Annotated in this window: 19 protein-coding genes and 1 pseudogene; 11 read left to right on the forward strand and 9 right to left on the reverse strand. The window is 46.7% G+C overall.

Annotated elements, in window-relative coordinates:
- Positions 1-198: 198 nt before the first annotated feature.
- Entirely contained in the window at positions 199-549 is a 351-nt protein-coding gene (locus tag ACFQ0C_RS32170) for a DUF1904 family protein (RefSeq protein WP_258217074.1), read from the reverse strand.
- Positions 550-810: 261 nt separating this feature from the next.
- Between ACFQ0C_RS32170 and ACFQ0C_RS32175 the strand changes: the two genes are divergently transcribed.
- The 6 genes and pseudogenes from ACFQ0C_RS32175 to ACFQ0C_RS32200 form a co-directional block, all read left to right on the forward strand.
- The gene (locus ACFQ0C_RS32175; RefSeq protein WP_379373025.1) at positions 811-1356 is read left to right on the forward strand and encodes a PadR family transcriptional regulator; all 546 of its coding nucleotides are present in this window, start codon (positions 811-813) and stop codon (positions 1354-1356) included.
- A 172-nt stretch (positions 1357-1528) separates the two neighbouring features.
- Complete coding sequence (locus ACFQ0C_RS32180; RefSeq protein ID WP_379373026.1) at positions 1529-2560, forward strand: Gfo/Idh/MocA family protein; 1032 nt, start codon at positions 1529-1531, stop codon at positions 2558-2560.
- A gap of 183 nt (positions 2561-2743) precedes the next feature.
- Positions 2744-3202: a DUF4871 domain-containing protein gene (locus ACFQ0C_RS32185; RefSeq protein WP_258217077.1), complete on the forward strand. Its 459-nt coding sequence runs from the start codon at positions 2744-2746 to the stop codon at positions 3200-3202.
- A 109-nt stretch (positions 3203-3311) separates the two neighbouring features.
- Entirely contained in the window at positions 3312-3695 is a 384-nt protein-coding gene (locus ACFQ0C_RS32190) for a metal-sensitive transcriptional regulator (protein ID WP_258217078.1), read from the forward strand.
- Between the two features lie 89 nt (positions 3696-3784).
- The gene (locus ACFQ0C_RS32195; RefSeq protein WP_258217079.1) at positions 3785-3988 is read left to right on the forward strand and encodes a hypothetical protein; all 204 of its coding nucleotides are present in this window, start codon (positions 3785-3787) and stop codon (positions 3986-3988) included.
- A 50-nt stretch (positions 3989-4038) separates the two neighbouring features.
- Positions 4039-4246: pseudogene (locus ACFQ0C_RS32200) on the forward strand (RidA family protein); the annotation flags it as partial.
- 118 nt (positions 4247-4364) lie between these two features.
- On the opposite strand, the gene rplD reads toward ACFQ0C_RS32200, so the two are convergent.
- From rplD to ACFQ0C_RS32225, 5 genes are all read right to left on the reverse strand, one after another.
- Complete coding sequence (gene rplD / locus ACFQ0C_RS32205; RefSeq protein ID WP_379373027.1) at positions 4365-4988, reverse strand: 50S ribosomal protein L4; 624 nt, start codon at positions 4986-4988, stop codon at positions 4365-4367.
- Positions 4989-5332: 344 nt separating this feature from the next.
- Complete coding sequence (locus ACFQ0C_RS32210; protein WP_379373029.1) at positions 5333-5596, reverse strand: CD3324 family protein; 264 nt, start codon at positions 5594-5596, stop codon at positions 5333-5335.
- Between the two features lie 202 nt (positions 5597-5798).
- The gene (locus ACFQ0C_RS32215) at positions 5799-6848 is read right to left on the reverse strand and encodes a Cfr family 23S rRNA (adenine(2503)-C(8))-methyltransferase (protein WP_379373031.1); all 1050 of its coding nucleotides are present in this window, start codon (positions 6846-6848) and stop codon (positions 5799-5801) included.
- A 260-nt stretch (positions 6849-7108) separates the two neighbouring features.
- Positions 7109-8587 (reverse strand): Lsa family ABC-F type ribosomal protection protein, encoded by a 1479-nt coding sequence (locus ACFQ0C_RS32220; RefSeq protein WP_379373033.1) that lies wholly within the window; start codon positions 8585-8587, stop codon positions 7109-7111.
- 340 nt (positions 8588-8927) lie between these two features.
- A complete protein-coding gene (locus ACFQ0C_RS32225) occupies positions 8928-10226 on the reverse strand; it encodes an MFS transporter (protein ID WP_379373035.1) in 1299 nt (432 codons plus the stop codon).
- A 131-nt stretch (positions 10227-10357) separates the two neighbouring features.
- Here ACFQ0C_RS32225 and ACFQ0C_RS32230 point away from each other — a divergent pair, with 131 nt between their 5' ends.
- Both ACFQ0C_RS32230 and ACFQ0C_RS32235 read left to right on the forward strand, forming a co-directional pair.
- Positions 10358-12247, forward strand: coding sequence for an ABC transporter substrate-binding protein (locus ACFQ0C_RS32230; RefSeq protein ID WP_379373038.1), 1890 nt, complete (start codon positions 10358-10360; stop codon positions 12245-12247).
- Between the two features lie 74 nt (positions 12248-12321).
- Entirely contained in the window at positions 12322-13602 is a 1281-nt protein-coding gene (locus tag ACFQ0C_RS32235; RefSeq protein ID WP_379373040.1) for a hypothetical protein, read from the forward strand.
- Positions 13603-13638: 36 nt separating this feature from the next.
- On the opposite strand, the gene ACFQ0C_RS32240 is transcribed toward ACFQ0C_RS32235, so the two are convergent.
- The 3 genes from ACFQ0C_RS32240 to ACFQ0C_RS32250 all read right to left on the reverse strand — a co-directional run bounded on the left by ACFQ0C_RS32240 (position 13639) and on the right by ACFQ0C_RS32250 (position 17122).
- The gene (locus ACFQ0C_RS32240; RefSeq protein ID WP_379373042.1) at positions 13639-14115 is read right to left on the reverse strand and encodes a hypothetical protein; all 477 of its coding nucleotides are present in this window, start codon (positions 14113-14115) and stop codon (positions 13639-13641) included.
- Positions 14116-14257: 142 nt separating this feature from the next.
- Positions 14258-14836, reverse strand: coding sequence for a thymidine kinase (locus ACFQ0C_RS32245; RefSeq protein ID WP_379373044.1), 579 nt, complete (start codon positions 14834-14836; stop codon positions 14258-14260).
- A 75-nt stretch (positions 14837-14911) separates the two neighbouring features.
- Positions 14912-17122, reverse strand: coding sequence for a PAS domain S-box protein (locus ACFQ0C_RS32250; protein ID WP_379373046.1), 2211 nt, complete (start codon positions 17120-17122; stop codon positions 14912-14914).
- 728 nt (positions 17123-17850) lie between these two features.
- On the opposite strand from ACFQ0C_RS32250, the gene ACFQ0C_RS32255 reads away from it, so the two are divergent.
- The 3 genes from ACFQ0C_RS32255 (at position 17851) to ACFQ0C_RS32265 (ending at position 25408) form a co-directional block, all read left to right on the forward strand.
- Positions 17851-18840, forward strand: coding sequence for a Gfo/Idh/MocA family protein (locus ACFQ0C_RS32255; protein ID WP_379373048.1), 990 nt, complete (start codon positions 17851-17853; stop codon positions 18838-18840).
- Between the two features lie 284 nt (positions 18841-19124).
- Positions 19125-23717 carry a glutamate synthase large subunit gene (gene gltB, locus ACFQ0C_RS32260; RefSeq protein WP_379373050.1) on the forward strand — a complete coding sequence of 1531 codons (4593 nt, stop codon included), beginning with the start codon at positions 19125-19127 and terminating at the stop codon, positions 23715-23717.
- 206 nt (positions 23718-23923) lie between these two features.
- Positions 23924-25408, forward strand: a complete 1485-nt coding sequence (locus ACFQ0C_RS32265) for a glutamate synthase subunit beta (RefSeq protein WP_379373052.1) — start codon at positions 23924-23926, stop codon at positions 25406-25408.
- Positions 25409-25555 lie beyond the last annotated feature (147 nt).

Consider the following 25555-nt stretch of genomic DNA (forward strand, 5'->3'; position numbering starts at 1 on the left):
ACACCTAGATTGAGCTTTGCGAGAACACTATTGAGAAATAGGGTGTATGGATTAAAATTTGAGAGATATTGAAAGCGCTTAATTCGACAGCCTGACATTTTCCTGATAATCCGGGTTTGGGTGAAAGAAGCTTATCCTCTTTAGTTGTCTACAAAGATATTGTATGTGATCAGGCCTATATCTATCATCCAGGCTCGCTTAAGTTGCACCCTCAACAGGACTTGATACAGGTGCAGCCGTTAACGGTTCTCCATTTTTATAATAGAGCGAAGGGCTTAACAGAATATAAAATATATGAACCTGCTCGTAGCCCGACTCGCGCAAAATCCGGTTGAGTGAGGCGGCTGCAGCATCGTGGATTTCTTGCTTGCGTGGAAACATCAGAATCTCGACACTTAGCGGGACCTGTGTAATGGTCTCGGTCAGAAGCAGTTCAATCTTGACCTTTTCCTTGGCAATATTAACTAGTTGAGCGAATTCATCGACCACCCGTGGGGCAATGGATCTGAGAAAATCGCTGGTGAAGCCTTTGAAGCGCAAATAAGGCATGATGTCCGTCTCCCTAATTGTGAGTGTTCAAAAAATAAACTTCTTTAGCATCGAAAGTACAAGTTTTCGTAGAAGCTAATTTCGTAAGTTAGTACTAATCCCTGAAGAAAGCGGCGTGAGTTCAGGTATGCATTCATTTGCGGATAATCTGCGATGAATGCTTTTTGAGTTGCTTATATGTACATTTTTACATATAATAGGTTCGACAAAATAGTACTATGGTTCAAATCATATGTCAACTAAAGGCATACTGGAGGCACAATGAACACTCTTTCCTATGGATTGCTCGCTATGTTAACTGGAGGTTCGCGTACCGGCTATGAGTTAATGCAGCAAATTCAGCCTCTTTGGAGGGCTAAGCATAGTCAAATCTATCCGCTTCTAGCCAAGTTAGAGCAGTCAGGTTATGTTCGGTTCGTATCGGTAGCACAGAAGGAAAAGCCGGATAAAAAAATATATTCGATCACAGAGCAAGGCATTGCGCAGCTGCGCCAATGGATTCCCAATACGACCAGTGAGCCGGTCAAACGCGATGAACTGCTGCTAAAAGCATACTGCGTTTCGCTCACAGATCCATCCGCTGCCAAGAGCCTGATACAGGCCCGTATAGCTCTATTCGAAAGCAAGCTTGAGAAATATTCACAAATGCTTGCGGAACTGAAAAAAGAGCTGGACGGTGACCTCAGCTTCACATCGCCCGGCTTTGGCAATTATATTCTGTTACAAAGAGCGGTAAGCAATTCTCAAGCAGAGCTGGAATGGTGCGGCTGGGTATATGGCTTGCTGCCTTCTACTACATCCATCTAATGAATCTTAATAAGTTGAAATACATAGCTGAAATGACATAATCAAGCAGAAAAAACGCAAGATGGAATAAAGACAGAATGTTTGCCTTTCGGTATGATAGCTGTATAGGAATCTAAACAATCCGGCTTGGGATTGAAATCATTCCCGGATCGAGGTTCAGGAGGCTGCTAATATGAAGAAGTTTCGAATTGCTCAGATCGGCTGCGGAGGTATGTCCAAAGCGTGGATTGAATACGCTTTAAAACGCGAGGATGCTGAGATCGTCGCGCTGGTCGACATCAAGGAAGAGTATGCCGCGGCAGCTGCCGAGAGGCATGGCCTTACTTGCGGAATTTATACCGATGTACGCGAGGCTATTCTTACCTCAGGAGCTAACTTAGTGTTTGATGTGACGATTCCGGAAAGCCATGCGGCAGTTGCAACAGCGGCGATGGAGCTGGGCTGCAATGTGCTGGCGGAGAAGCCGATGGCTACATCTATGTCGGAAGCAAGCCGCCTTGTAGAACTGGCGGAAAAGCTGGGGAGAACCTACGCCATTATGCAAAATCGCCGCTATCTCCCTCAAATTCGGGCCTTCCGCGATTTGGTTGTGAACGGCGAGATCGGTACGGTTGGTTTTGTAAATGCGGATTTCTTTCTTGGGCCGCATTTTGGGGGATTTCGCGATGTTATGGAGAGCCCGCTGCTGCTCGATATGGCAATCCATACGTTTGATCAGGCGCGTTTGATCACTGGCAAGGATCCGGTGTCCGTGTATTGCCATGAGTTTAATCCTGCTGGTTCGTGGTATGAGGGGAACGCTGCGGCCATTTGTATTTTTGAATATGCGGATGGAGGCGTGTTTTGCTACCGCGGCTCTTGGTGCGCTGAAGGAAGCCCGACCTCGTGGGAGGCGCAATGGCGCGTTAACGGCAGCAAGGGAACGGCTTTGTGGGACGGAGCAACGGCACCATTTGCTGAAATCGTGGCGAATCCGCAGGAAAAAGCTTTTGCAGACCGCTTCCGCCGAGCGGAGTCCGAATTGACATGGAACGGCCAAAGCGGACACGCAGGCTGCTTGGATGAGATGTTCGCCGCTCTGATAGAAGGCCGCAAGCCCGAAACCTACTGCACGGATAACCTCAAGAGCATGGCTATGGTGTACGGAGCACTTCAGAGCGCCAAAGAGGGTCGAAAGATCGAGCTTGCTGCTTTGACCCGATAGAGACAGCCATTCATATGAAGGCAGAGCTACCTCCTGAACCGATTTTTTCCAAAGGTGGGGAACGCCTGTCTTTTTTAGCTTGCACTGTATTTTCACAGGGACAGCCGGAAAGGGTTCATGGTATAGTTAAGCTATAGCGGGATCTGCTGGATAGAGCACTAGTGGATATGGAGGAAGCACGAGATGATCAAGAAATTGGCGGCTTTTGGCGGACTTATCATTTTACTATCAATCGGGCTGTGGTATAGCGAACATCAGCTGTCGCAAACCCGAGGCAGCTATTGGGAAGCCAGCCCCGCATTTTCCTATTTCTCCATGACGCTGCGTGGTGAGGAAGGGCAACTGGCTATTGTCGATGCCCCATTTAACGTAAAGCAGAAGGAGCGGTATTCGTGGTTTTTTTGGAAAGACCCGCAATCCTTGTTCGGCAAACCATTTCAAGTGAACGGCATTAATTGGAAGTCGGGAAAAAGTTACCTGCTCTATGAAGGGGCTATCGGAGTGCCGAATCGCAATATCGGCGGTGTGAGCCGAGCAGCCCGGGCCTTTTCCACCTTTTCACTACCTACCAAAGGGCTGTGGAAGCTGGAGGCGGTTGTTGATGGGAAATCGGTGGGCAGCATTGTAGTCGAGGTTAAATAAACAAGAGCTAGCGATCAGTTGAAACTGCTGCGCAGTCATGTATAATAAATAACAATTGCAGGGGCGAAGCGAAAGCGGCTCCAAACCTAGGAAAGCGATGTGACTGCTCATGAGCGCCAAAGCATCTGATGAACAAATAAACAACTTGGAAGTTGCTCCATTGGGAAGCAATGTTCCGAGTGAAGCCGATGAAGCCTGCTGTAGTACCGACGGTGAGCGTCACAGCCATCACTCGGCTAAAGTAAAAGATAATTTGGTTTCACGCCTTAACCGGATTGAGGGACAAATTCGCGGAGTAAAGGGCATGATCGAAAGAGATACGTATTGTGACGATGTTCTCAACCAGATCGCGGCTATTCAATCAGCGCTGAACGGTGTTGGCAAAGTACTCCTGGAGGGCCATATGAAAAGCTGTGTTGTAGAGCGTTTGACACAGGGAGATAAAGAGGTAATTGACGAGCTTTTAAAAACAATGAGCAAACTAATGAAATAATATAAAAGACCCCCGAATAATGGCCCGCCTCTTCGAATCGTTTGGTAAAGAGTTCCAGGTTGCGACACATTCGAATGGCGGGTGGAGTAATGAACGTTTCTAATTGTAGAGGCTGTGGGAAATTGCATATGCAAGCCGTAGATACGATGTGTGCGGATTGCTTGAAATCCCATATTGCGGATGCTCGTGCGGTCAGGGCTTTTATCCAGGCTAATCCGGGTGCAAATGTGATGGATCTTGTGAAGCAAACGGGTTTCTCATTAAAGAAAGTAAATGAACTGATCAATAGGTAGCGTCTATGCATAAGTATAGAGATGCCTTGGGGTCGGTTTTTTTTATAGGCGTGCTGGCGGGATTTGATGTCACGAGGTCGAACCTCGCTTATGTGGAGATCTATTTGACAATCGCTCAAGAAACATTCTGAGCTGGTCATCCGGCTGTTCAAGGAATACGTAGGACAACACCGGCCTGCCGGCAGTCTCATCGGCGTGACATATCTTGCGTTCCCTGAGCAATTGATTGAAATTAGCGCCGTCGCACACGCGGACTAACTCGGCTACCGTGGTCGGCGCAACAAGAGCGGTCGGGTCTCGGATAGGCCCGACCGCCATTGCCCTGTATAGAGTTATGCCCATACTGATTCGACAATATTTCTGGTGTAATCTTTCTTTATGAATACATTTCTGTAATCATATTTACAGCTTCTTTAGCGATTATTAATCTATCGCAATTCAAAACATCGTATACATTAAGGGAATCAGCTACGACGGTTTCTACTCCAGGTATGTTATTGGCGCTCTTAAAAACAAAGATATCTATCGAAGGTGTAATAATTAATGTCTTTTTATCTGCCCCAAGAGCTTTAAGCATAGTTACTATAGACTTTGTCCTATAAGTTTCTAGCTTAATCTCGTCAACGACGATAAATTCTTTGTTCTGAACTTTGCTTGATAATGCAGATTTTATAGCAAGCCGCTTAACCTTTTTATTAAGTTTGTAGCTGTAGTCGCGAGGTTTAGGAGCAAATACAACTCCTCCGCCAACCCAATGTGGCATACGAATCGAACCTGCTCTAGATTTATCAATTTTATTCTGCTTATACGGTTTTCTGCCACCGCCTCTAACTTCACCACGTGTTAATGCAGATTGTGTTCCACTGCGGTTATTTGCCAGATAATTAACAACTGCATCATGCATAACCGATTCATTGGGAATAATACCGAAAATGGATTCTTCAAGTTCCATTCCACCAACACTATTACCTTCCATATTAAAAACAGTGACATTCAACATTATTCTTTCCTCCAGATCCTAAACTTTCACGGTATCGTTGCCCACATCCACATTAAAATTTGTATATTTACAATAGCATCCATTATTTAACCTCCGTTTGTCCTGCTACATTTTAGAAGAACCCATAGTTATAAAGGTAACAGATAGAAATCACATAAACTATATACAAAAAGGTTCTGTAATGATTGGTATAATCGGTAGTTATAGAGCTCTGATTAAACACTCCTATCTCTTTTTCGTTCTGCATTAGGGGACATTAAAAAAGATGATCCCATATGAATACAGGAATCATCTTCTGACAGCGTAGTGTTTTTATTTCGTAATAGGATCACAGTTCAACGTTTTTATTTGTTATAAATTATTTTTCTGATAGCATAAACAGACAGGTAGTAAGATTCTGCAAGTTCTTGAATCGAATTACCGGAAGTATATGCTTGTATTATTTCTCTATTTCGCCTATCAATTTCTTCCCGAAAACCAGAGAGTTCTCCCCAATTTTTATGATGATCTTTTATTGCGGGAATGTAGATGTATTCACCTTGTACGAAATCTTGCAATTTTTCAATCAATTCTTTTGGAAGAATATCATTAGCGTTGACATATCTCATGTAGACTCACTCCTTGAATAAATGTAATATCTCAGGTAGCAAAGCCAGCATGATTGGTGATGTTGTTATTCCATGCAAATATCACCAAGTATCTGTCTTTGCATGGAATTGAACATGAGTTACTGTAAAGTTTTGAGACATAATCCTTTCTCCTCTGTTGAAAAATTTACTTTTACAAATTCAAAAATTGAGTAACTAGACTTTACAAATCAATATCTTGCTTATTGTGCCCGTAGAGTTGACCGCATGCTGCATCAATGTCCGTTCCGAATTGAGTTCGCACAGTGACTTTGATTCCTTTTGACTTTAAGATACTGACAAACTTTTGAACCCGATCTTTATCTGATTGATGAAAGCTTTCAGGCGTCACGTCGGTTGAATTGTAGGGGATCAAATTGACGTGATATAAATGTTCCCAAGGACCTCTGTGCTTTAACAAAGCAGCAATGGCTTCCGCATGCTCATTTGAATCGTTTTCTCCTCGAAGTAATATATACGCAATATATACTTTTCTACCTGTATCACGAATATGCTGATCCAACTTGTTCAACACATCATTAAGCGGAAACCGATTGTTAATGGGCATTAGTTCACTCCGCTGTTCGTCGAACGGAGAGTGTAGTGAAAAGGTCAGGTTAACTTGTGGAAATTCCTTTGCCAGACGATCGATACCCGGCAAAATTCCGATGGTGGAAACAGTAATTCTTCGATGCCCCAAGCCAAAGGTTCGTGGATCTGTTAGAATCTTAAGCGTGTCGAAGATATTAGGATTGGTTAGTGCCTCTCCCATACCCATAAATGATACACTATCCAAGGCTTGACCATTCAAATGAAAGTATAACAACTGATCGGTAATTTCATCCGCGGTTAGATTCCGTTTCAGTCCGATTGTACCTGTAGCACAGAAGCGACAACCATATCCGCATCCACATTGGCTAGAAATGCAGTATGATTTCCAGCCGCGCTCATAGCTAAGTTGAACTGCTTCTACACGTTCGCCACCCTCAATGGCAAAAAGCACTTTATTGACTTGATTGGATGTCTTTTGCATGACAGGGGTTAAGTTCAAAACGTGTTCGCCAAGGCTCTTAATTAATTCGTGTCTTATATCCTTGGGTAGTATGGTCATTCGCTCATATTCACCAATTCTTTGCTTGAAGATCGCATCCGCAATTTGTTGGAACCGATATGCGGGTTGTTTCAATTTTGTCAATATGTGTTGAATCATTTCGTATTTCGAAGTTGATTTCATGGTTTTTTTCTCCTCTTGAGCCGGAGAAAATGCCTTAAGCACCAACAAAGGGTGCTTAAAATCTACATTAACCAACTAAATTAAAACCCACGAAGCTTGTAGCTAGAGTCGCTACGTGCATCTATCAATAAATGGAAAATGCTCCGGCCTCCGTTTAGTTTGATCGTGAACCGTGCCAACGGACAATGAACGGTTCACATGAACATTTACAACTTCAAACATTTATTTCAACCTCCTAATTTATATAAGCAAAAGTTACATTACAGTTCGACGATTTTGGTGGCGATATTTTTACAAAACTCACTATCGTGCTCTACAAAAAGTATTGTTGGAGAATGTTCCAGCAATAGTTCTTCAATTTGCATACGGGAAATGACGTCAATAAAGTTTAACGGTTCATCCCAAATATGGAGATGTGTCTTCTCGCATAAGCTCTTTGCAATCAGTACCTTCTTTTTCTGTCCGCCGCTGAATGAAGACATATCTTTTTCAAATTGTATGCGTGAAAAATCGAGTTTTCTTAAAATCGCTTTGAACAAGCTCTCGTCGATCTCGTTGTGGCTCGCATAATCTGATAAGTTGCCCTGTAGATGTGAGGTATCTTGTGATACGTATGAAATTTTTAATTGACTACCTTTGCGAAATGTTCCTGTAAAAGGGATATCCTCGCCAAGAATTAGTTTGAGAATACTTGATTTTCCCGAACCGTTTGAACCCGTAAGTGTAACACGTTCTCCTTGTTCAACAGTAAAGGTTACGTCGCTGCATACTTTGTGTTCTCCATAATGGATCGAAACATGCTCTAATTCCACCATTTGCTTTTTGTTATAAACAAGTTGAGTGATTTTCAGAGTTTCCGAGCTTTCGATGTTTTTCAGGAGTTTGGAACTTTCCTCAATCGCGGATTGTTGTCTCTGATCAATCGATTTGGAACGTTTCATCATCTTGGCAGCCTTGTGTCCGATATATCCTTTATCGACTTTCGAACCGGAATTGCGAGTGCCGTTTTTTGTTTTCTCTACTTCGTGCGACCAGCTACTCGTTCTCTTTGAAGCCTCGGATAACCGTTTAATGTCTTTCCGTAGCTTGTCGTTCTCGGCTAGTTCATAGTTATCTTGCCTTTGTTTATTCCCCCACCAGTCCGAGAAATTACCCTTCTGGACCTCAATATGAGTTTTGTTTATCGAAAGAATGTGGTCAACGCAGTTATCTAAAAAGGCACGATCGTGTGAAATCAAAATAAATCCATTCTTGGTTTTTAGATAATCGCTGACCAGCTTCCGTGCGTGAATGTCCAAATGATTAGTTGGTTCGTCGATAAGCAGGAAACTGTTTTCCTTCAAAAACAAGGTTGCAAGTAATACTTTCGTTTGCTCTCCGTTTGACATGGTTTCAAACGGTCGGTACAAAACATCTTCTGACACCTTCAGCAACGAAAGCTCGCGTATGATCTGCCAATGCTCATAGTCAGGATAAATCTCACTGATTACGTCCAAGGTATTAAATTCCTTGTGTTCAACATGAAAAGGAAAGTATTCGAAGTCCACATTTGCTGAAATGATTCCGCTGTAATCATATTTACCAAGCAACAGATTTAGAAATGTTGTTTTGCCTCGACCGTTCCTTCCAGTAAAACCTAATTTCCAATCCGTATTAATTTGAAAGCTAACGTTTTCGAAAATGTTGTCGTAGCTGCCGTCATAAGCAAAAGTTAGGTTGGTCACATTGATTAAAGACATTTACAAAATCCTCCATAAAAAAATAAAGAGCTACAAGAAAGTTACCCTTCTTGTAGCCCAAATAGATACACTAGTCCATAGCAGTTAATGGAATAGCAATGTATATACTTTGAGTGAAGAGAATAAGTAACTTTCTTGCTTAAAAAGAATAAAACAGCTAATGTTTTATCTTTTATAAAATAAGCAAGAAATATTACATTATTCACTTCAACTCCTGTCAATAAATTTGTTAACATCTTAGCATAACTACACTTTTGTTTCAACCCCGGTATACTCTTTGATTGCGGGCGAGCAGCTCCTTGAAACCTTTCCGCTATCGGTGCAGCCCCTTAAATCCGGATCATGCATGGGCGCGCGCTCGAATTATCGCGGCCGCCCACAGAGCAGCAAGCACGAGCAGCAGTGCTGCGCAGAGCTGATACAAGCCTGCGAGTCCCAACTGGCCGAGCAATGCGAAGCCGAGCAGCGGGCCAAGCGCAGCGCCTACATCTACGACCGTAGTATAGGTCGTCATATAGGCTACGCGGGAGGAGCCTGTAGAGGCGTCAGCGGCCAGAGCATCGGTGAGCGTGACGATCGCCGTGTTGGCGAGCTGGGCGACCAACAAGAGCGAGAGCCATGCCGCGAACGGCAGCTTCAGCGGCAGCAGGGCCAGGGTAACCGCAGCTATAGCGAGCGATGCGGTATACAGCGGCAGCCGCCCGCGTGGGCCGTCGGACCATGCGCCGATCCGCGGCGAGAGGTACGGCGACCAGGCCCAGCGGATAGCCTGCACGATGCCGGCGACAGAGGCCGCGCCCAAGGTAGCGCCGAGTAGCGTTATCGTGCCGCCGGTGCCCGGCAGATGAGCCTCAATTACTGCGCTAAGCGTGGAGAGATAGATGCCGAAGAACACAATCGCGGTTCCGGTGCCTGAGGCCAGGACCAACCAGAAGGCAGCGGGAATTTGTGTTAGAGCTGAGCTCCAGCGTTGGCTTAAGCTCTTTTTGCTGTCCTTGTTAGTCCCGACTGCCGCGACGGCTTCGTTTCCTCGGGATGAGGGAACATGCTTCCACGCGAATGGAATTCCCGCGAGCATAACAACGCCGAGCAGCAGCGCTATGGGCCGGACGCCGATCACATCGGCGAGTACGCCGCCGGCCAGCATGCCGATCAGGCTGCCGAAGGCGATGATGCCGTTGTAGCTGCCGAGCAGCTGTCCGCGGTTGCTGTCGGACGAGGCCTCCAGCACGGTCAAATAGCCCCCGATGCGAAGCAGTGACCATGCCGCTCCCCATAATGCCCTCGTAATGAGCAGGGCAGTGAAACCAGACAAGCAGCCATAGCCGATTGTCGTTAAACAAGCAAGGAGTACAGCCAGCATTACGCCCAAGCGCTTGCTCATCCGGCTGTATAGCCAGCCGACCAGCGGATTGAGCGGCAGCCGCACGAAACGGTTGATCGACAGCAGAAATCCAACCTGCCAGAGCGCATCTAACCCGAAATGCTTCCAGTACAGAGGGAGCACAATATAATACATCGAATCTCCCAGCAAACAGATGGCTGTAACCCATGCAATGATTCGAACCTGCTTGCTGCCCTCGCTAGGAGCAGGAGCCGAAGGCCGTCCGTCCGATAGGGCTGATGATGATGTAATCATAAGCTGTGTTCTCCTCTCCGAGTAAATTTTTCTTGTTTATTTATTGTAGCTGGAAAAAGGGGAATAAAAAGTGTAATCTCAGGATATTAGATTTCCCCTTTTTATAGGGAATGGACGGAGGTGCCCTGATTATGCAACTGCTGGAACACTATGTGCGGCTGTACACCAGCTTGGAGCAGAATCAATTTCATGGAGAACTGCAAGACGTCACTGTACCTCACATAGCAGCTTGTCTTTATTGCACAGAGCGCAATGCCAAGCTTCTAATTAAAGCGATGAGGCAGCATGGTTGGATTGCCTGGTCGCCCGGTCGCGGCCGAGGTAATCACTCCCAGTTGGCACTGCTGGCTGATCCTAATGAGCTGCTGCTGGAGCAAGCGGTAGGGTTACTGCGAGATGGCCGCATCCAGGAAACCGTCGAACTGCTGAACACAGAATGGTTGTCCGAGAAGGGGAGGGAGCAGCTCCATCAAGCACTGCGGCAATCGTTTGGATATCTTCGTGCGAATGAAACAGAGGCCTCATACAAGCATTTATTGCGTTTCCCATCCTACCGGCAGCCAGGTATGCTTGACCCAGCTTTGACGACACGCAGAACTGAACTGCATTTCGTCCGGCAGCTGTTCGATACGCTTGTAGAGTATGACAGTGAACGTGATCTTTTCATGCCTGGGCTTGCCCATCATTGGGAAACCGACCGCAAGGCACAATGCTGGAGATTTTATTTGCAAAAGCATGTGCGCTTTCATAACGAAGCCCCTTGTACGGCCGATGATGTGTTGCACACGCTGGAGCGGCTTTTGGACCCTTCCGTGAAATCACCTTTCCGGCAGCTCTATCGCGGGATACAGGAGGTGAATCGGATTGACGATTATTCGTTCGATATCAAGCTGTCTTCAGGGCAATGGCATTTGCCGGCGTTGATGGGAGCCTCGGCTGCAAGCATAGTACCGAAGGATCATTCCACCGGAGGGCCGCTCTTTCCAACAGGAACAGGGCCATTCAGGCTTTCTCACCGTGACGAAAGACTGCTGGTGCTCGAAGCGAATCCGTTCTATTTCAAGCGGCCTGCTAATGTGGATCGGATCGAGATGTGGTATTTGCCTGAAATCTATGAGCAGCAATTTAACAGGTCTAACGAGGTAGGTCAGGAGGGAGGAGGGATGAATTTCCATCATTATAGGGCATTCGTACAGGACGATGAGCCATGGGAGCTTACGGTAAGAACAGACCGCGGGTGCAAATATGTACTGCTGAATCGGGCTAAAAAAGGTGATCTTGAGAAGCAAGAGATCCGTAATATTGTGTATAAAGTGATCCGGGAATGTGATGCAGAAAGCTTACTGGGCGGCAATCGCGGGGAACTGGCAAACGGATTTATCCGGGATCTTTCCGAGCCTGCTCCTGCTATTGCTGTTAAAGCCAGCGAGGAGCAGGCTCAATCGGATGCTTCAGCCGCATCGAATGAACGAAATCCGCTGCTCACAGGTCACAGCGGTGCCAGCCCTTCAGAGCCGACGCTTCAGCTTCAGCTCGTCACCTACGCTGGCGCTGGCCATGAGCGGGATGCAGCCTGGCTGCAGCAAGCGCTAGGCAGCTATGGCATCGCGCTGACCATTCGGCTCGTACCCTACGAGGCATTAGCCGAGCCGGATGTGTTGGCGCAAGCAGATCTGCTGCTGCTTGAGCAGCCTGTCGACGCTGACGCGGAGTGGACTATGCGGGCCATCCTGGGCAGCGGACAGAGCCCGCTGCGCTGCTGCTTGCCTACAGAGCGGCTGCTTGAGCTTGATCGTCGACTGGCGGAGCTGCCCAACGAGCCGTCCCGCGCAGCTCGCTTGCAGCAGCTGGTCAGGCTGGAGTGGGAGCTGCTGGATGACCAGACGGTCATCCTTTGGTACCGCTGGCACCAGACGGCATCCTTCCCACCGGAGCTGCGCGGAGTAAGCATCAGCTCCTTAGGGTGGGTGGACTACAAGCAGCTGTGGTTCGCTCACGACGGTTTAGATAACTTCACTTAATCTTAGTAAATCCTTGCAGCAACATATCCGCCTTGTTTGCGTCAATAACATACAAAGGAAAGGAGTGCTCGCAGATGAAAGGAAGAGCAGGCAAGCTTGTGGTTGCGGTTGTTTTATTTTTGAGCGTATGGACTGGGGCGGGCGGCAACGTAAAAGCGATCGACACCTTCATTACAACGAACCTTGTCGTTGTGGAAGGAACGAATCTCTTGAATGATTATAACAAGCCTGATTCAATAGCAGGTTCAATTACAGGTACTCAGAATGTGCAAGTGGCGTGTGAGCCCAGAGAGCAGGGGCTGCTGGGTTGCGCAACTAGTGATGGGAGTGGTGCGAGCTACGGGGGTAAGGACTATATCCTTGTAAAAACATCGCTTGGCAACAAGTGGATCGAAGACAACGGCCGAGTTATTTACGGTTATTATAAGGAAATAGATCGGGAGATCACGCTTGTCGACGACACGAAGCTGTATGAGCTGCCTGTCGGTATGAAGACCTATGATCAGACTGACCAACCTAGGGATACAGGCCAGATGCTGGCGCCACAAAAGGTACAGGTGACAGCGAGTGTTAGCTATATGCATAAATGGGTACGTACAGGCAGGGGAATGGTTGAGAGCACCGGCACTTGGTACCGGGTGCATACGAGCTGGATGGGTGACAAATGGATTCTGGATCCCTTTATTCCCGAAGATGTGAAGGAACGGCCCACAGACACGCCCATCAAGCTAACAGGAGAAGAGTTGCTTTACGATTATCCCTACCCTTCTACAGGCAGAGGAGAGAAAGCAACTCCTGGTGTTATCCAGCCGGTAGCAGCTTCAATTTTTAATATGAGAACTGTGATTGTTGTGTGGTATAAAATCAAGCAAAGTGACGGAGCCGTCAAATGGGTACAGATGAATCCGCAGCAAAATGGGGAATGGTTGAAATTCAGCCTACCGAATGAAAAGGTTAAGATTCGAACGGCTACACGGTATTTTGATTCCAGATGGGAAAACCCCATTGAACTGCAAGACTGGCTGCAGCCAGGAGACTATATCGCCGACGAGGTCGACGATGGGTGGGTTCATGTGCAAACCCCACTGGGCTGGAAGTGGCTCAACCTTCAACGTGCGCCGCTCGAACGGCCGGAAGGCATTCAATTAACGCAGGATAATGTGATGCTGACGCCGGAGACGAAGACGTATTATTTTCCACTGACAGGGGAAATATGCCATGAGAAGGGCACCTTTGGCTATCAGGAAGCACAGGCTTTCGAGAAATGGACCTCGCCTCAAGGGGAGAATTGGTACCATATATCCACGTACAGCGGTATTGTATGGCTGCCAGAAAAGCCATTGCCGGAGGAATAAGGGTTGCAGCTGTTGGCAAATTCGGGATTATGGCCATTAAGACTTTGACTTATCGTCCCCATCCGTTGAATTGTCTTTTCCGTTAAATAAGGTTTCTGTCAAAGTTTTCAGCTTATCCATTACTTTGCCGTAACCAAATCCAACCAGAAAGGCAATCCCTATTTTGGCAATTACAGATTCCTTTGCTTCAAGCAGCATAATGCCGCTTTCGAACAAAACAATAGTCATAACGGCTGTACCGGCACAAAGAATGGGACGCAAAAGGTACCAAAGCACCCAGCGTTCCGTCAAGCTGTCATAATACAGGTGAAACAATCTCATAGCGTACAGCGTGCCGCCGATAGCTCCAGCTAGCGCATAGTAAAAATAATCCTGAAGACTAATGAAATCGATACCAAGAGCATGCTCGAATAAACCGCTGCTTATCGCTGCGATTAGCCAGAAGCTGCCCACATACCATACCGTTAAATAAGCCATGATGCCCAGCTTGTACAACTGATCCTTGCTGAACATGTACACCACCGCCTTCAATGGAAAAAATGACTTGTTTCATAATATGAAGGAAAGAAGCTAAGGGTGCTTCTAGTGGAAAAAAAGAGGATGTAGCGAGTCGATCAAACCGTCTCGTTACATCCTCTTGGTATTTGCATACTTGTTACAGCTTATGAGCTTGTTTCCGTTTTAATGCATAACATTTACGGCATACAGGCAAGTAGCTTTCGTTGCCGCCAATCTGAATTTGTTCCCCTTCGAACACAGGGCGTCCGTCCGTGCTTCTCATATTCATAACTGCTTTTTTATCGCAAAACCAACAGACTGTTTTAATTTCCTCGATTTTATCGGCGATGGCGAGCAGGTGGTAGCTGCCCTCGAACAAATTGCCTAGAAAGTCGGCTCGCAGACCATATGCGATGACCGGAATATTCAGGAAATCAACAATTTCCGTTAGCTGTTGGACTTGTTCTTTATTTAGAAATTGAGACTCATCTATCAAGATACAATTCGGCATTTCTGCTGCCGCGAGCTCGATCATGTTAATTTGATCATCCACTATGATTGCTTGTTTTTGCATGCCGATGCGTGAAGCTACTGTGCCGACCCCATTTCGGTTATCTACAGCAGGGGTAAATAGCAGCACCTTTTTCCCTTGCTCCTCGTAGTTATGGGCAGTCCGCAGCACCTCGATCGATTTGCCGCTGTTCATAGTGCCGTATCGAAAATATAGTTTAGCCACGTAAGTAGACAGTCCTCTCTGCTGAAATATGTCATCTATCATAGCACAGGATCTTTAGGAAATGTATAGGCCGGACTAGTCATTTGCAGCCGGTAATATAATTGTAGCGGTGGTGCCTCGTCCTGGCTCGCTATTGAAATGAAGGGAGCCGCCATGCTCGCCCAAAATTTTATTACTGATCATTAAACCAAGCCCTGAGCCCTTTTCTTTTGTTGTGAAAAAAGGCTCGCCTAACCGGGATAGCTTCTCTGCCGGGATGCCTGCTCCTTGATCTTGAAACACAATGGATAGCATTCCATTGAACGTTTTTTGTGCATAAATCTGAATAATTCCTCCATGTGGCATAGCTTCGATACCGTTTTTGAGCAGATTGATGAACACCTGCTTCAATTGATTTTCCTCGCAATGAACAGCTGGAAGGTTGGATTGAATATGCATTATCATCTGAACCTCGTTAAGATTGGCTTGTGAGCGCAGGAAGGATATGACATCGCGCAGAAGGGGCTCAGTTTGCCGCTTCCTATAAGTAACAGCTTGCGGCTTAGCCAAAATCAGCAGCTCGTTAATGATTTGCTCAATTCGTGTCAGCTCACTCATCATGATTTTCAAGTACTGGTACTTATGTGGACCGCCCTCATACATAAATTGTGTGAAGCCTTTCAGAGCTGTTAGCGGGTTGCGAATTTCATGGGCGATACCTGCCGCCAGCTGGCCTGCTACCGATAGCTTACATGAACTGCGCAGCAGCTCCTCCGTATGCTTACGTTCACTAATATCACGTGAAACCATAACAACCGATTCCACACATCCGTCTAATCCGATCACCGGGACACCGTTTACTTCAAAGGTTTTTGCTTGCTCTGATGCTTGAGCGGGCCAATGCAATTCCGTTGTTCCAGGCTCTTTGCTCCTGATCAATTCATTAAAAAAATCACTGACCTGCGATTTCCAAGGCTCCTCAAAATACGAGAAAGGAGATTCCGCTTCCAGTAATATTGCAGGATCTACATCCATTACCCGCTGATGGGAGGGTGATACGTACTTTGCATGGCCGTCTGTTGACAGAAGAACTACTAAGTCATAGGTGTTTGCAGCAATGATCCTGTAGCTTTCTTCGGTCTGGCGCAGCAGACGCTCGGTTCGTTTGCTTTCGCTAATATCGCGGATACTGATAAATAAAGCCATCACAAGATTTTCGGCACTTTTGAGCGGAAAGATAGTCAGGCTTACATCAAGCATATGTTTGCCTTTGTGCAGCCGTTTTGTTTCATAACCGACGACGGGAATGCCTCTTGCTGCCTGCTGGAAAAGGGCATTGGTTTCTAGAGTCAGTTCTTCCGGGATAATAAGAGGAGGCTTTCCCAACAGCTCGTCCTCACTAAATCCGAAAATGTCCGTATAAGCTGGATTGACTGTCAAAATACGGTATTGCAGATCCAATATTGAGATTGCGTCAGGCGCATGTTTTATTATGGCATCTAATTGCAGCTTTGTTTCCAAATAGGCATTTTCCTGCTTTTTCAGCAAGGTGGTTTCACGAATAAATAAACAGATGCCTTCCTTGGTTGGTTGGCAGCTGACTTCGTACCAGCGTTTTTCGGGGCCGTAGCATTGATGGAGATAGGTGTAGATGCGTTCTTCCATAGAGCGGTGAAATTCTTTATAAAAAGGGCTGTCGACTGCTTCAGGAAACAACATCCATAGATTTCGCCCCACTATATCCTGTTTGAAAATGGTCTCGGCAGTTTTATTCACATAGCTGATATGCCAATCGGCTTTCAACATAATCACTGCGAATGGAATGGACTCCAGCAGCGTGGTGAATGTGTTCACAGATGTGTGCAGCGCGGCTTCGAGCTTTTTCTTGTCGTCGATATTCTGTGTTTGCATGAGTATATAACGTGGCTCCCCCTGTTCATCACGCAGGAGAGTTGCATTTACAGAACACCACACCGAAACACCTGAATTTTGAATGAACCTTTGTTCGATTTGAAAGGTCGGGATCAAGCCTGCAGCGAGCTGGCTGGATAGGTGCATGCATCGAAGCAGCTCGTCGTGATGGGTAACAGCCGGTATGCTTAATTGTTTCAACTGTGTCTCCTCATAACCCAGCAAGCTGCTGAATGCAGGATTTATATAAATAAAGCCGCAATCCAAATTCATCAATACCGCCCCGAAGGCAGATTGAGTGAACCATTGATAGGATAGCTCGCATAAGGGGAAATCTGCTGCCTCGTCGGTGTCGGATAAATGCATGTTACTGTTCCTGCCGCCAGACTGGTTCATGGTACAAGGAGCCTCCGATTAATTAGATCTTTTTCTTTTAAAATTCAACAAAAAATGACATTTCCCTCTGTCCTTTTCTTCGTCTTGGTAAAAAAAGAGGGGGTTAAACTCAAAACCAGCGCTGCGCTGGCATCTTGCAAGGACCCTTGACTCTTGGCCGATCATCAGCCCGTACAAAAAAACTGCGAAAATGCATTTATTTCCTTCCGAAATTTGAGACAACTTGTAAATAACTGTAGAAAGTGCAGGTATTTTCATGCAAAACGGTCTGGATTCAGCTAAGAATGATAAAAAGATGCACATTTGCATGAATTCAAAAAGAATGCCGGCAAAACGACAAAAAAGCTGTATAAATGCAGGTTTAGGCATAGGCAATGGCTTGAATCATGTCTTGTTCGCGCCATTACCGTTCGCAAGGTGTCGTCACGCGCTGAGCTGAGAAAGGAACTGGATTGAATGACTTCGTCACGCGCTGAACTGGGTGCGGAGCCCTGAAATCGAATAAATTTGTCGAGCCACGATTTCGGTCTTGATTCAAATGAAAGTCGCAAAGACTTGTAGTTTTTGATATAAAAGCGGATTTTTTAAACTTGGAATATTATAATAAAGGTAGAACGATCAAGCGATTTTAACAGATACAGCATATGAAAGCGATTTCAAAGAAAGAAGAAGTCAACAAATGCTTACAAAGCCAGCCTCGCTAAAGCGAAAATCTAAGGAGGAATATTATGAAACAAATCAGATGGGCAATTATTGGAGTAGGAGATGTGGTGGAGCGTCGAGTTGCGAGTGCATTACAGACAGCAAAAGGGAGTGTACTCCATGCGGCAGTGAGGCGAAATGAAGATAAGCTGAAGGCGTTTGCGGAGAAGTTTGGGGTATCGAAGGCGTATACGGATGTATCGCAGGTATGGTCAGACCCGGACATCGATGCGGTTTACATTGCAACGCCAGTAGTATTACATGCTGAGCATGTGATAGAAGCTGCCCGTCATGGCAAGCATGTGCTGTGCGAGAAGCCAATGGCTATAAAAGCGGAATTTTGCGAGGAAATGATTGAAGCCTGTAAGGAGCACAACGTAAAGCTGGGAATTGCTTATTATCGTAGATATTATCCGAAAATAAGGAAGCTCAAGGAGCTGCTCGATGCAGGAGCCATAGGCCAAGCTGTCTATGCCAGGGCTCAATTCAGCGGTAAATCGGATCACGCGGCAAGTGAGCGTGCCTGGCTGCTGCAGCCCGAAATCTCCGGAGGCGGAGCGCTGATGGACGTTGGAAGCCACGTCTTGGACTTGCTCTGCTTTAGCTTGGGCCAACCGCTGCAGGTAACAGCTATAACAGGCAATATTGTACAGGATCTTAAGGTGGAAGATACAGCTTCATTGCTTGTTCGGTTTGTCTCCGGCTGCCAAGCTTCTGTTCATGCCAGCTTCAGCACCTCAGTTGGTAATCAATTGGAGATATTCGGTACAGAGGGAAAGCTGACGATGTGCTCGATAGAAGATGCTGAGCTGGAATGGACGAATGGGGCAGGAGAAGTGCAGAGGTTCGAACTTCCGAAGCATCCGAATATGAATGTACCGATGATTGAAGATTTCATAGAACAATTAGAAGGCAAAAGCAGCTATTTATGCCCTGGAGAAGCAGGAATTCTGTCATCACGAATTATGTCAGCGGCGTATCTTTCGGCTGCTGAAGGGCGACATGTTACGATATAATACCTGACACATGGGCGAAAACCGAACAATTATTGGAAAGTTCACCAAAAAAGAATGGTTTTTGTGCAAAAAAAGAGTTATTTTAAATTGATAGTTTAGGTCTCAGATGTTAATATAAGACATATTATCTTAAAATAGAGGTTTATAGAATCGAAACCGCTCTGATTTGGCTAAAAGTGATATATCCTCACATAGAATCCTCTGAAACTTGCGGTGTTGATGTCACTTCAATCTAAGTTTGTGAACGAAAGTACAAATAATTACAGTTAGAAAGGTTGTACAACATGAACAGAAACGGATTACCAGTAAAGCAAGGTCTTTATGACCCGCAGTTTGAGCATGACGCTTGTGGAATCGGATTTGTAGCCAACATTAAGGGGAAACCCTCACATGAAATTGTTGGTCAAGCTTTAAATGTACTTTGCAATCTGGATCACCGCGGCGGCCAGGGTTCTGAGAGCAATACGGGGGATGGGGCAGGTATTTTGCTGCAAATTCCACACGGCTTTTTGAATACGGAATGTGCCAAAGAAGGCATTCAGCTGCCAGAGCCCGGCAAGTATGGTGTCGGCATGGTATTTCTCCCACAAGATGTTACTATGCGCGCTGCCTGTGAAAAGGTACTTGAGGAGAAAATTCAACAGGCGGGTCAACAACTGCTTGGTTGGAGAACGGTACCGACAGATAATTCCTCGCTGGGAGATTCGGCGAAGTCAGCCGAACCTTTTGTTCGTCAGGTTTTTATCGGCTCAACGGTAGATGGCGACGATGAGCTGGCGTTCGAGCGCAAGCTGTATGTGATTCGTAAATTAACGGAAAATGCGGTTCGCGCGTTGGATAACGGCGATGCCTTCTATTTTTCCAGTTTGTCGAGCCGTACGATTGTATACAAAGGAATGCTAACACCGGAGCAGGTTGACAACTATTACTTAGAGTTGAAAAATCCGGCGTTTGAAACAGCGTTGGCACTTGTTCACTCCCGGTTCAGTACAAATACTTTCCCAAGCTGGGAGCGTGCGCATCCTTACCGTTACTTAATTCATAATGGTGAGATCAATACACTGCGCGGTAATGTCAACTGGATGCATGCACGCCAAGCGATGTGTGACACCGATTTATTTGGTGAGGATCTGAAAAGCATTTTGCCAATCATCGATACGGACGGCTCCGATTCGCAAATGTTCGACAATACTCTGGAATTTCTGATGCTTACTGGACGCTCGCTGCCTCATGCAGCAATGATGATGGTTCCAGAGCCGTGGTCCAAGCACGAAACAATGAGCGATGAGAAAAAAGCTTTCTATGAATATCACAGCTGTTTGATGGAGCCGTGGGACGGTCCTGCAGCCATATCCTTTACCGATGGTAGAATGATTGGCGCTATCCTTGACCGAAACGGTTTGCGTCCGGCACGTTATTATGTGACTAAAGACGATCTGATTGTTCTTGCTTCTGAAGTAGGTGTATTAAATATTGCTCCAGAGCGAATTGTCCGCAAAGAACGTTTGCAGCCTGGACGTATGCTGCTTGTTGACACCATCCAAGGACGTATTATTTCCGATGAAGAAGTCAAAAGTTCCATCATAACCGAGAAGCCTTATCGAGCATGGTTGGATGAACATCTAATTTCATTGGAGCAGCTGCCGGAACCGAATGAAGTGCCGCAAACGGATCATGAGTCCGTACTACAGCGTCAACAAGCGTTCGGATATACCTTTGAGAATTTGCGCAGAATCATTGAGCCTATGGCTAAGACCGGTGTTGATCCGATCGCATCAATGGGCTTCGATGCACCGCTTGCTGTCTTATCAGACCGTCCGCAGCTTCTATACAGCTACTTCAAGCAGCTATTCGCGCAGGTGACGAACCCGCCGATCGATGCGAACTTCGAAGAAATTATTACGGCTCAAGGAACGACTGTAGGGCCTGAGCGCAATTTGATTAATCCGGAGCCGGAGAGCTGCCGCCAAATTCGTTTGGCAACGCCAATCTTGACGAATGCAGAGCTGGCTAAGCTGCGTGAGATTAAGCGCGATGGCTTCAAGTCAGTGACATTGCCGATTTTATTCAATGCATCGGAAGGTCCTGCTGCTTTGGAGCAAGCGATGGAAGAGCTGTATGCAGCTGCAGATCAAGCTATATCCAGTGGTGCAACGCTGATCATCTTGTCCGACCGTGGCATAAATGCAAATGAGGCTGCTATTCCAGCCTTGCTCGCTGTTTCCGGTCTGCACCATCATTTGATCCGCGAAGGTACGCGTACTCAAGTGGGGCTTCTGCTTGAATCCGGTGAGCCGCGTGAGGTTCATCACTTTGCTCTGCTTCTTGGATATGGTATCAGCGGTATCAATCCTTATCTGGCATTGGAAACGCTGGAAGACATGGTTCTTCAGAAAAAGCTGAAGGATATTACAGCTGAGAAGGCTATATACAACTACGTCAAGGCTTCAACTAAAGGCGTTGTCAAAGTATTGGCCAAGATGGGAATTTCAACGATTCAAAGCTATCGTGGAGCACAGATTTTTGAAGCGGTTGGTTTGGATCAGTCGGTTATAGATAAATATTTTACTTGGACTTATACACCGGTTAGCGGTATAAAAATGGACGTTATTGCGCAAGAGGCTATCCTTCGTCATCAGCGTGCTTTCTCCGAACAGGAAGGAGCAGAACGTGCTCTTGATACGGGCGGCGAACTTCAATGGCGTAAGAACGGCGAGGATCATCTGTACAATCCGGAAACGATCCACGCGCTGCAAGGTGCTGTAAGAACAAATAATTACAGCATGTTCAAAAATTTCACGAAGCTGGTTAACAAAGAGAATGAGAAATTCGCGGCATTGCGTTCACTCTTTTCATTCAAATCCGGCCGTGCCCCGATTTCCATTGATGAAGTCGAACCGGTTGAATCCCTATTCAAGAGATTCAAAAGCGGTGCTATGTCCTTCGGATCCATTTCCAAGGAAACCCATGAGGATATGGCAATCGCGATGAACCGTATTGGCGGCAGATCGAATACCGGTGAAGGCGGAGAGCATCCTGAACGTTTCACTAAAGATGAGAATGGTGATTCACGCCGCAGTGCCATTAAACAGGTAGCATCGGGACGTTTTGGCGTAACGAGCAACTATTTGGTTAATGCTGATGAAATTCAAATCAAAATGGCGCAGGGCGCAAAGCCAGGCGAAGGCGGGCAGCTGCCGGGCACGAAGGTGTATCCATGGGTTGCTGAAGTTCGGGGTGTTACACCGGGCGTAGGCTTGATTTCCCCTCCTCCGCATCATGATATTTATTCGATCGAGGATTTAGCTGAGTTGATTCACGATTTGAAAAATGCCAATCCACGTGCGAGAATCAGCGTCAAGCTTGTTTCCGAAGTGGGTGTGGGTACGATTGCAGCGGGTGTTGCCAAAGGTAAAGCTGACTTGGTGCTAATCAGCGGCTACGATGGCGGTACTGGAGCATCACCGCAAACGAGTATCCGACATGCGGGTTTACCTTGGGAGCTTGGGCTTGCGGAAACGCATCAAACACTCGTGTTGAACAACCTGAGAAGCCGCATTACGGTTGAAACCGACGGAAAGCTGATGACCGGACGCGATGTTGTTATCGCAGCGCTGCTTGGTGCAGAAGAATTTGGTTTTGCTACAACACCGTTGATTGCTTTGGGATGTATTATGATGAGAGTTTGCCATTTGGATACTTGTCCAGTTGGAGTAGCCACTCAAAATCCGAAGCTGCGGGCTAAATATACCGGTGATCCGGAGCATGTTGTTAACTTCATGAGGTTCGTTGCACAGGATGCGCGCGAATTGATGGCAGAACTCGGCTTCCGTACGATTGAAGAGATGATTGGCCATACGGAATATTTGGAAACGAACCAAGCCATTACGCATTGGAAGGCCAAAGGCATCGACTTGTCGCCATTGCTGCATCAGCCGGAAGTTGGCGAGGATGTTGGACGTTATTGCTCGATGGAACAAGACCACGGTCTTGATCGCTCTTTGGATGTTACACAGCTGCTTGATATCTGCAAGCCTGCTCTGGAGAACAAAGAGCATGTTCATGCGATTCTGCCGATTCATAACGTGAACCGTGTAGTTGGAACCATTCTTGGAAGCGAAGTAACACGCCGGTATGGTTTGGAAGGTTTGCCGAACGATACAATTCGCATTCATTTCAACGGGTCTGCCGGTCAAAGCTTTGGTGCCTTCGTTCCTAAGGGTATCACGCTTTCCTTGGAAGGCGACGCTAATGACTACGTCGGTAAAGGCTTATCCGGTGGTAAGATCGCCATATTCCCGTCAGAGCAATCTACTTTTGAAGCTGAGGATAACATCATCATCGGAAACACCGCTTTATACGGGGCGACGGATGGTGAAGTGTATATTCGCGGAATGGCCGGCGAGCGCTTCTGTGTCCGTAATTCCGGTGTAAGTGTCGTAGTAGAGGGAGTGGGCGACCACGGCTGCGAATACATGACCGGGGGACGTGTAGTTGTTCTTGGACCGACAGGTCGTAACTTTGCTGCTGGGATGTCCGGCGGTATCGCGTATGTGCTGGATGAGAATGGTACCTTTAAGGACAAATGCAATAAGGAAATGGTGCATCTGGAGCAGGTTGAGGAAACCTATGAAGCTGAAGAGCTGCGCAACATGATCCAGCATCATGAAACTTTCACAGGAAGTAAGGTTGCAGACCGCGTCCTGAAAAACTGGGAAGAGCACGTTTGGAAGTTCGTCAAAGTTATTCCTAAGGACTACAAACGGATGTTCGAAGCGATTGAACGAGTGAAACGTTCCGGCTTAAGCCAACAGGAAGCTTTGCTAGTTGCTTTTGAAGAGAACATGAAGGATGTATCCCGCGTAGGCGGTAACTAATTTAGATATGGTTGTATAGGGCTTATACATGTAATGCATTGAAAAAGAACAGCTGCGAGTCAGTCTCCTCTACTTCAAGCCGCAAAAATGCGGTATGTAATTGATGATGGACCACTCTTTCACTATTCCTTTTCGCATGAAACATGTATAAGCCCTTTTTCTATACATAAATAAAGCGTTTACATTATGCGCAGGAGGCGGATTTAATGGGCAACCCAACAGGCTTTATCGATTATGAGCGTGAAATTCCGAGTGAAGCGGCTCCCTTAATGCGTATTAGCCACTGGAATGAATTCAGCACTCCGTTGTCTGAGGATAAGCTTCAGACTCAGGGAGGCCGCTGTATGGATTGCGGTATTCCTTTCTGCCATACGGGTAAGCTGATCAGCGGTATGGCGGCAGGCTGCCCAGTCAACAATCTCATTCCGGAATGGAATGATTTAGTGTACCAAGGGCGCTGGCGCGAAGCCCTGGATCGACTTCATGCAACCAATAACTTCCCTGAATTCACAGGCCGCGTCTGTCCGGCGCCGTGCGAAGGCTCCTGTACTGTGGGCTTGAGTGGAGCCCCAGTGACGATTAAAAATATTGAGAAATCGATCATCGATCGAGGATTTGCCGAGGGTTGGGTTGTGCCGGAGCCACCGGCTGTTCGCACCGGCAAGAAGGTTGCGGTAATCGGCTCTGGTCCATCGGGACTTGCCTGTGCAGCGCAGCTTAACAAAGCCGGTCATACCGTGACGGTATACGAGCGCGCGGATCGTATAGGCGGGTTGATGATGTATGGAATTCCGAACATGAAGCTGGATAAGAAATATGTCCAGCGCCGTGTGGACCTTCTCACCGCCGAGGGCGTTACTTTCGTGACGAGCACCGAGATTGGTAAAGATATTCCTGCATCACAGTTGAAGGATGAGTTCGATGCTATCGTTTTATGCGGTGGAGCTACTAAGGGACGCGACCTTAATATTGAAGGCCGTGAGTTGAAGGGCATTCATCTGGCGATGGAATTCCTCTCTAAGAACACGAAGAGTCTGTTGGATTCCAAGCATCAGGACGGTCAATTCATCTCAGCTGAAGGCAAGGATGTTATTGTTATTGGCGGCGGTGATACGGGGACGGACTGCGTAGGCACCTCCATTCGTCATAAATGCAAGAGCGTAACCCAATTCGAGATTATGCCTAAATCACCGGAGACCCGTCAACCTAACAACCCATGGCCGGAATGGCCTAAGGTGCTTAAGGTAGACTACGGTCAAGAGGAGGCTGCTGCACTGCAGGGACAGGATCCTCGTCATTATTTGATTAATACCAAGAAATTTGTCGGTGATGAGAACGGTCATGTGAAGGAGCTTCACACGGTTCTAATAGAATGGAAGAAGGATGATCAAGGTCGGTTCGTTCCTGTGGAGGTTCCAGGCAGCGAGAAAGTATATCCAGCACAATTGGTTATGCTTGCCATGGGCTTCATGGGACCGGAAAACACAGTGCTGGATCAATTGGGCGTTGAGAAGGATGAGCGTTCCAATGCCAAAGCGGATTACGGCAAATATGCGACCAACGTACAGGGCGTATTCGCTGCAGGTGATATGCGCCGCGGACAAAGCCTTGTCGTGTGGGCTATTAACGAAGGCCGTGAAGCGGCACGTGAATGCGATCGTTACTTAATGGGATTTTCTAATTTACCATAAGCTTAAGCTGCCACGAGCAACTAAAAAGAGTGCATACCGGCCGGTCAATGTCATTAAGTTAAGCTCAAAAACAATAGCGGAATTAAAATGGAATTCGAAACGGCATGGGAAAAATCCCTGTGCCGTTTGTTTTTTTTGGTGTAAGCC

Origin of the sequence: Paenibacillus sp. GCM10027630, from assembly GCF_042676305.1 — a bacterium.
In the GTDB taxonomy this organism is placed as follows: Bacteria; Bacillota; Bacilli; order Paenibacillales; family NBRC-103111; genus Paenibacillus_S.

What these genes read in the sequence shown, in the direction of transcription:
- ACFQ0C_RS32170 (WP_258217074.1), bottom strand. Translation starts at nt 549, where the DNA reads ATGCCTTATTTGCGCTTCAAAGGCTTCACCAGCGATTTTCTCAGATCC.
- ACFQ0C_RS32175 (WP_379373025.1), top strand. Translation starts at nt 811, where the DNA reads ATGAACACTCTTTCCTATGGATTGCTCGCTATGTTAACTGGAGGTTCG.
- ACFQ0C_RS32180 (WP_379373026.1), top strand. Translation starts at nt 1,529, where the DNA reads ATGAAGAAGTTTCGAATTGCTCAGATCGGCTGCGGAGGTATGTCCAAA.
- ACFQ0C_RS32185 (WP_258217077.1), top strand. Translation starts at nt 2,744, where the DNA reads ATGATCAAGAAATTGGCGGCTTTTGGCGGACTTATCATTTTACTATCA.
- ACFQ0C_RS32190 (WP_258217078.1), top strand. Translation starts at nt 3,312, where the DNA reads ATGAGCGCCAAAGCATCTGATGAACAAATAAACAACTTGGAAGTTGCT.
- ACFQ0C_RS32195 (WP_258217079.1), top strand. Translation starts at nt 3,785, where the DNA reads ATGAACGTTTCTAATTGTAGAGGCTGTGGGAAATTGCATATGCAAGCC.
- rplD (WP_379373027.1), bottom strand. Translation starts at nt 4,988, where the DNA reads ATGTTGAATGTCACTGTTTTTAATATGGAAGGTAATAGTGTTGGTGGA.
- ACFQ0C_RS32210 (WP_379373029.1), bottom strand. Translation starts at nt 5,596, where the DNA reads ATGAGATATGTCAACGCTAATGATATTCTTCCAAAAGAATTGATTGAA.
- ACFQ0C_RS32215 (WP_379373031.1), bottom strand. Translation starts at nt 6,848, where the DNA reads ATGAAATCAACTTCGAAATACGAAATGATTCAACACATATTGACAAAA.
- ACFQ0C_RS32220 (WP_379373033.1), bottom strand. Translation starts at nt 8,587, where the DNA reads ATGTCTTTAATCAATGTGACCAACCTAACTTTTGCTTATGACGGCAGC.
- ACFQ0C_RS32225 (WP_379373035.1), bottom strand. Translation starts at nt 10,226, where the DNA reads ATGATTACATCATCATCAGCCCTATCGGACGGACGGCCTTCGGCTCCT.
- ACFQ0C_RS32230 (WP_379373038.1), top strand. Translation starts at nt 10,358, where the DNA reads ATGCAACTGCTGGAACACTATGTGCGGCTGTACACCAGCTTGGAGCAG.
- ACFQ0C_RS32235 (WP_379373040.1), top strand. Translation starts at nt 12,322, where the DNA reads ATGAAAGGAAGAGCAGGCAAGCTTGTGGTTGCGGTTGTTTTATTTTTG.
- ACFQ0C_RS32240 (WP_379373042.1), bottom strand. Translation starts at nt 14,115, where the DNA reads ATGTTCAGCAAGGATCAGTTGTACAAGCTGGGCATCATGGCTTATTTA.
- ACFQ0C_RS32250 (WP_379373046.1), bottom strand. Translation starts at nt 17,122, where the DNA reads ATGAACCAGTCTGGCGGCAGGAACAGTAACATGCATTTATCCGACACC.
- ACFQ0C_RS32255 (WP_379373048.1), top strand. Translation starts at nt 17,851, where the DNA reads ATGAAACAAATCAGATGGGCAATTATTGGAGTAGGAGATGTGGTGGAG.
- gltB (WP_379373050.1), top strand. Translation starts at nt 19,125, where the DNA reads ATGAACAGAAACGGATTACCAGTAAAGCAAGGTCTTTATGACCCGCAG.
- ACFQ0C_RS32265 (WP_379373052.1), top strand. Translation starts at nt 23,924, where the DNA reads ATGGGCAACCCAACAGGCTTTATCGATTATGAGCGTGAAATTCCGAGT.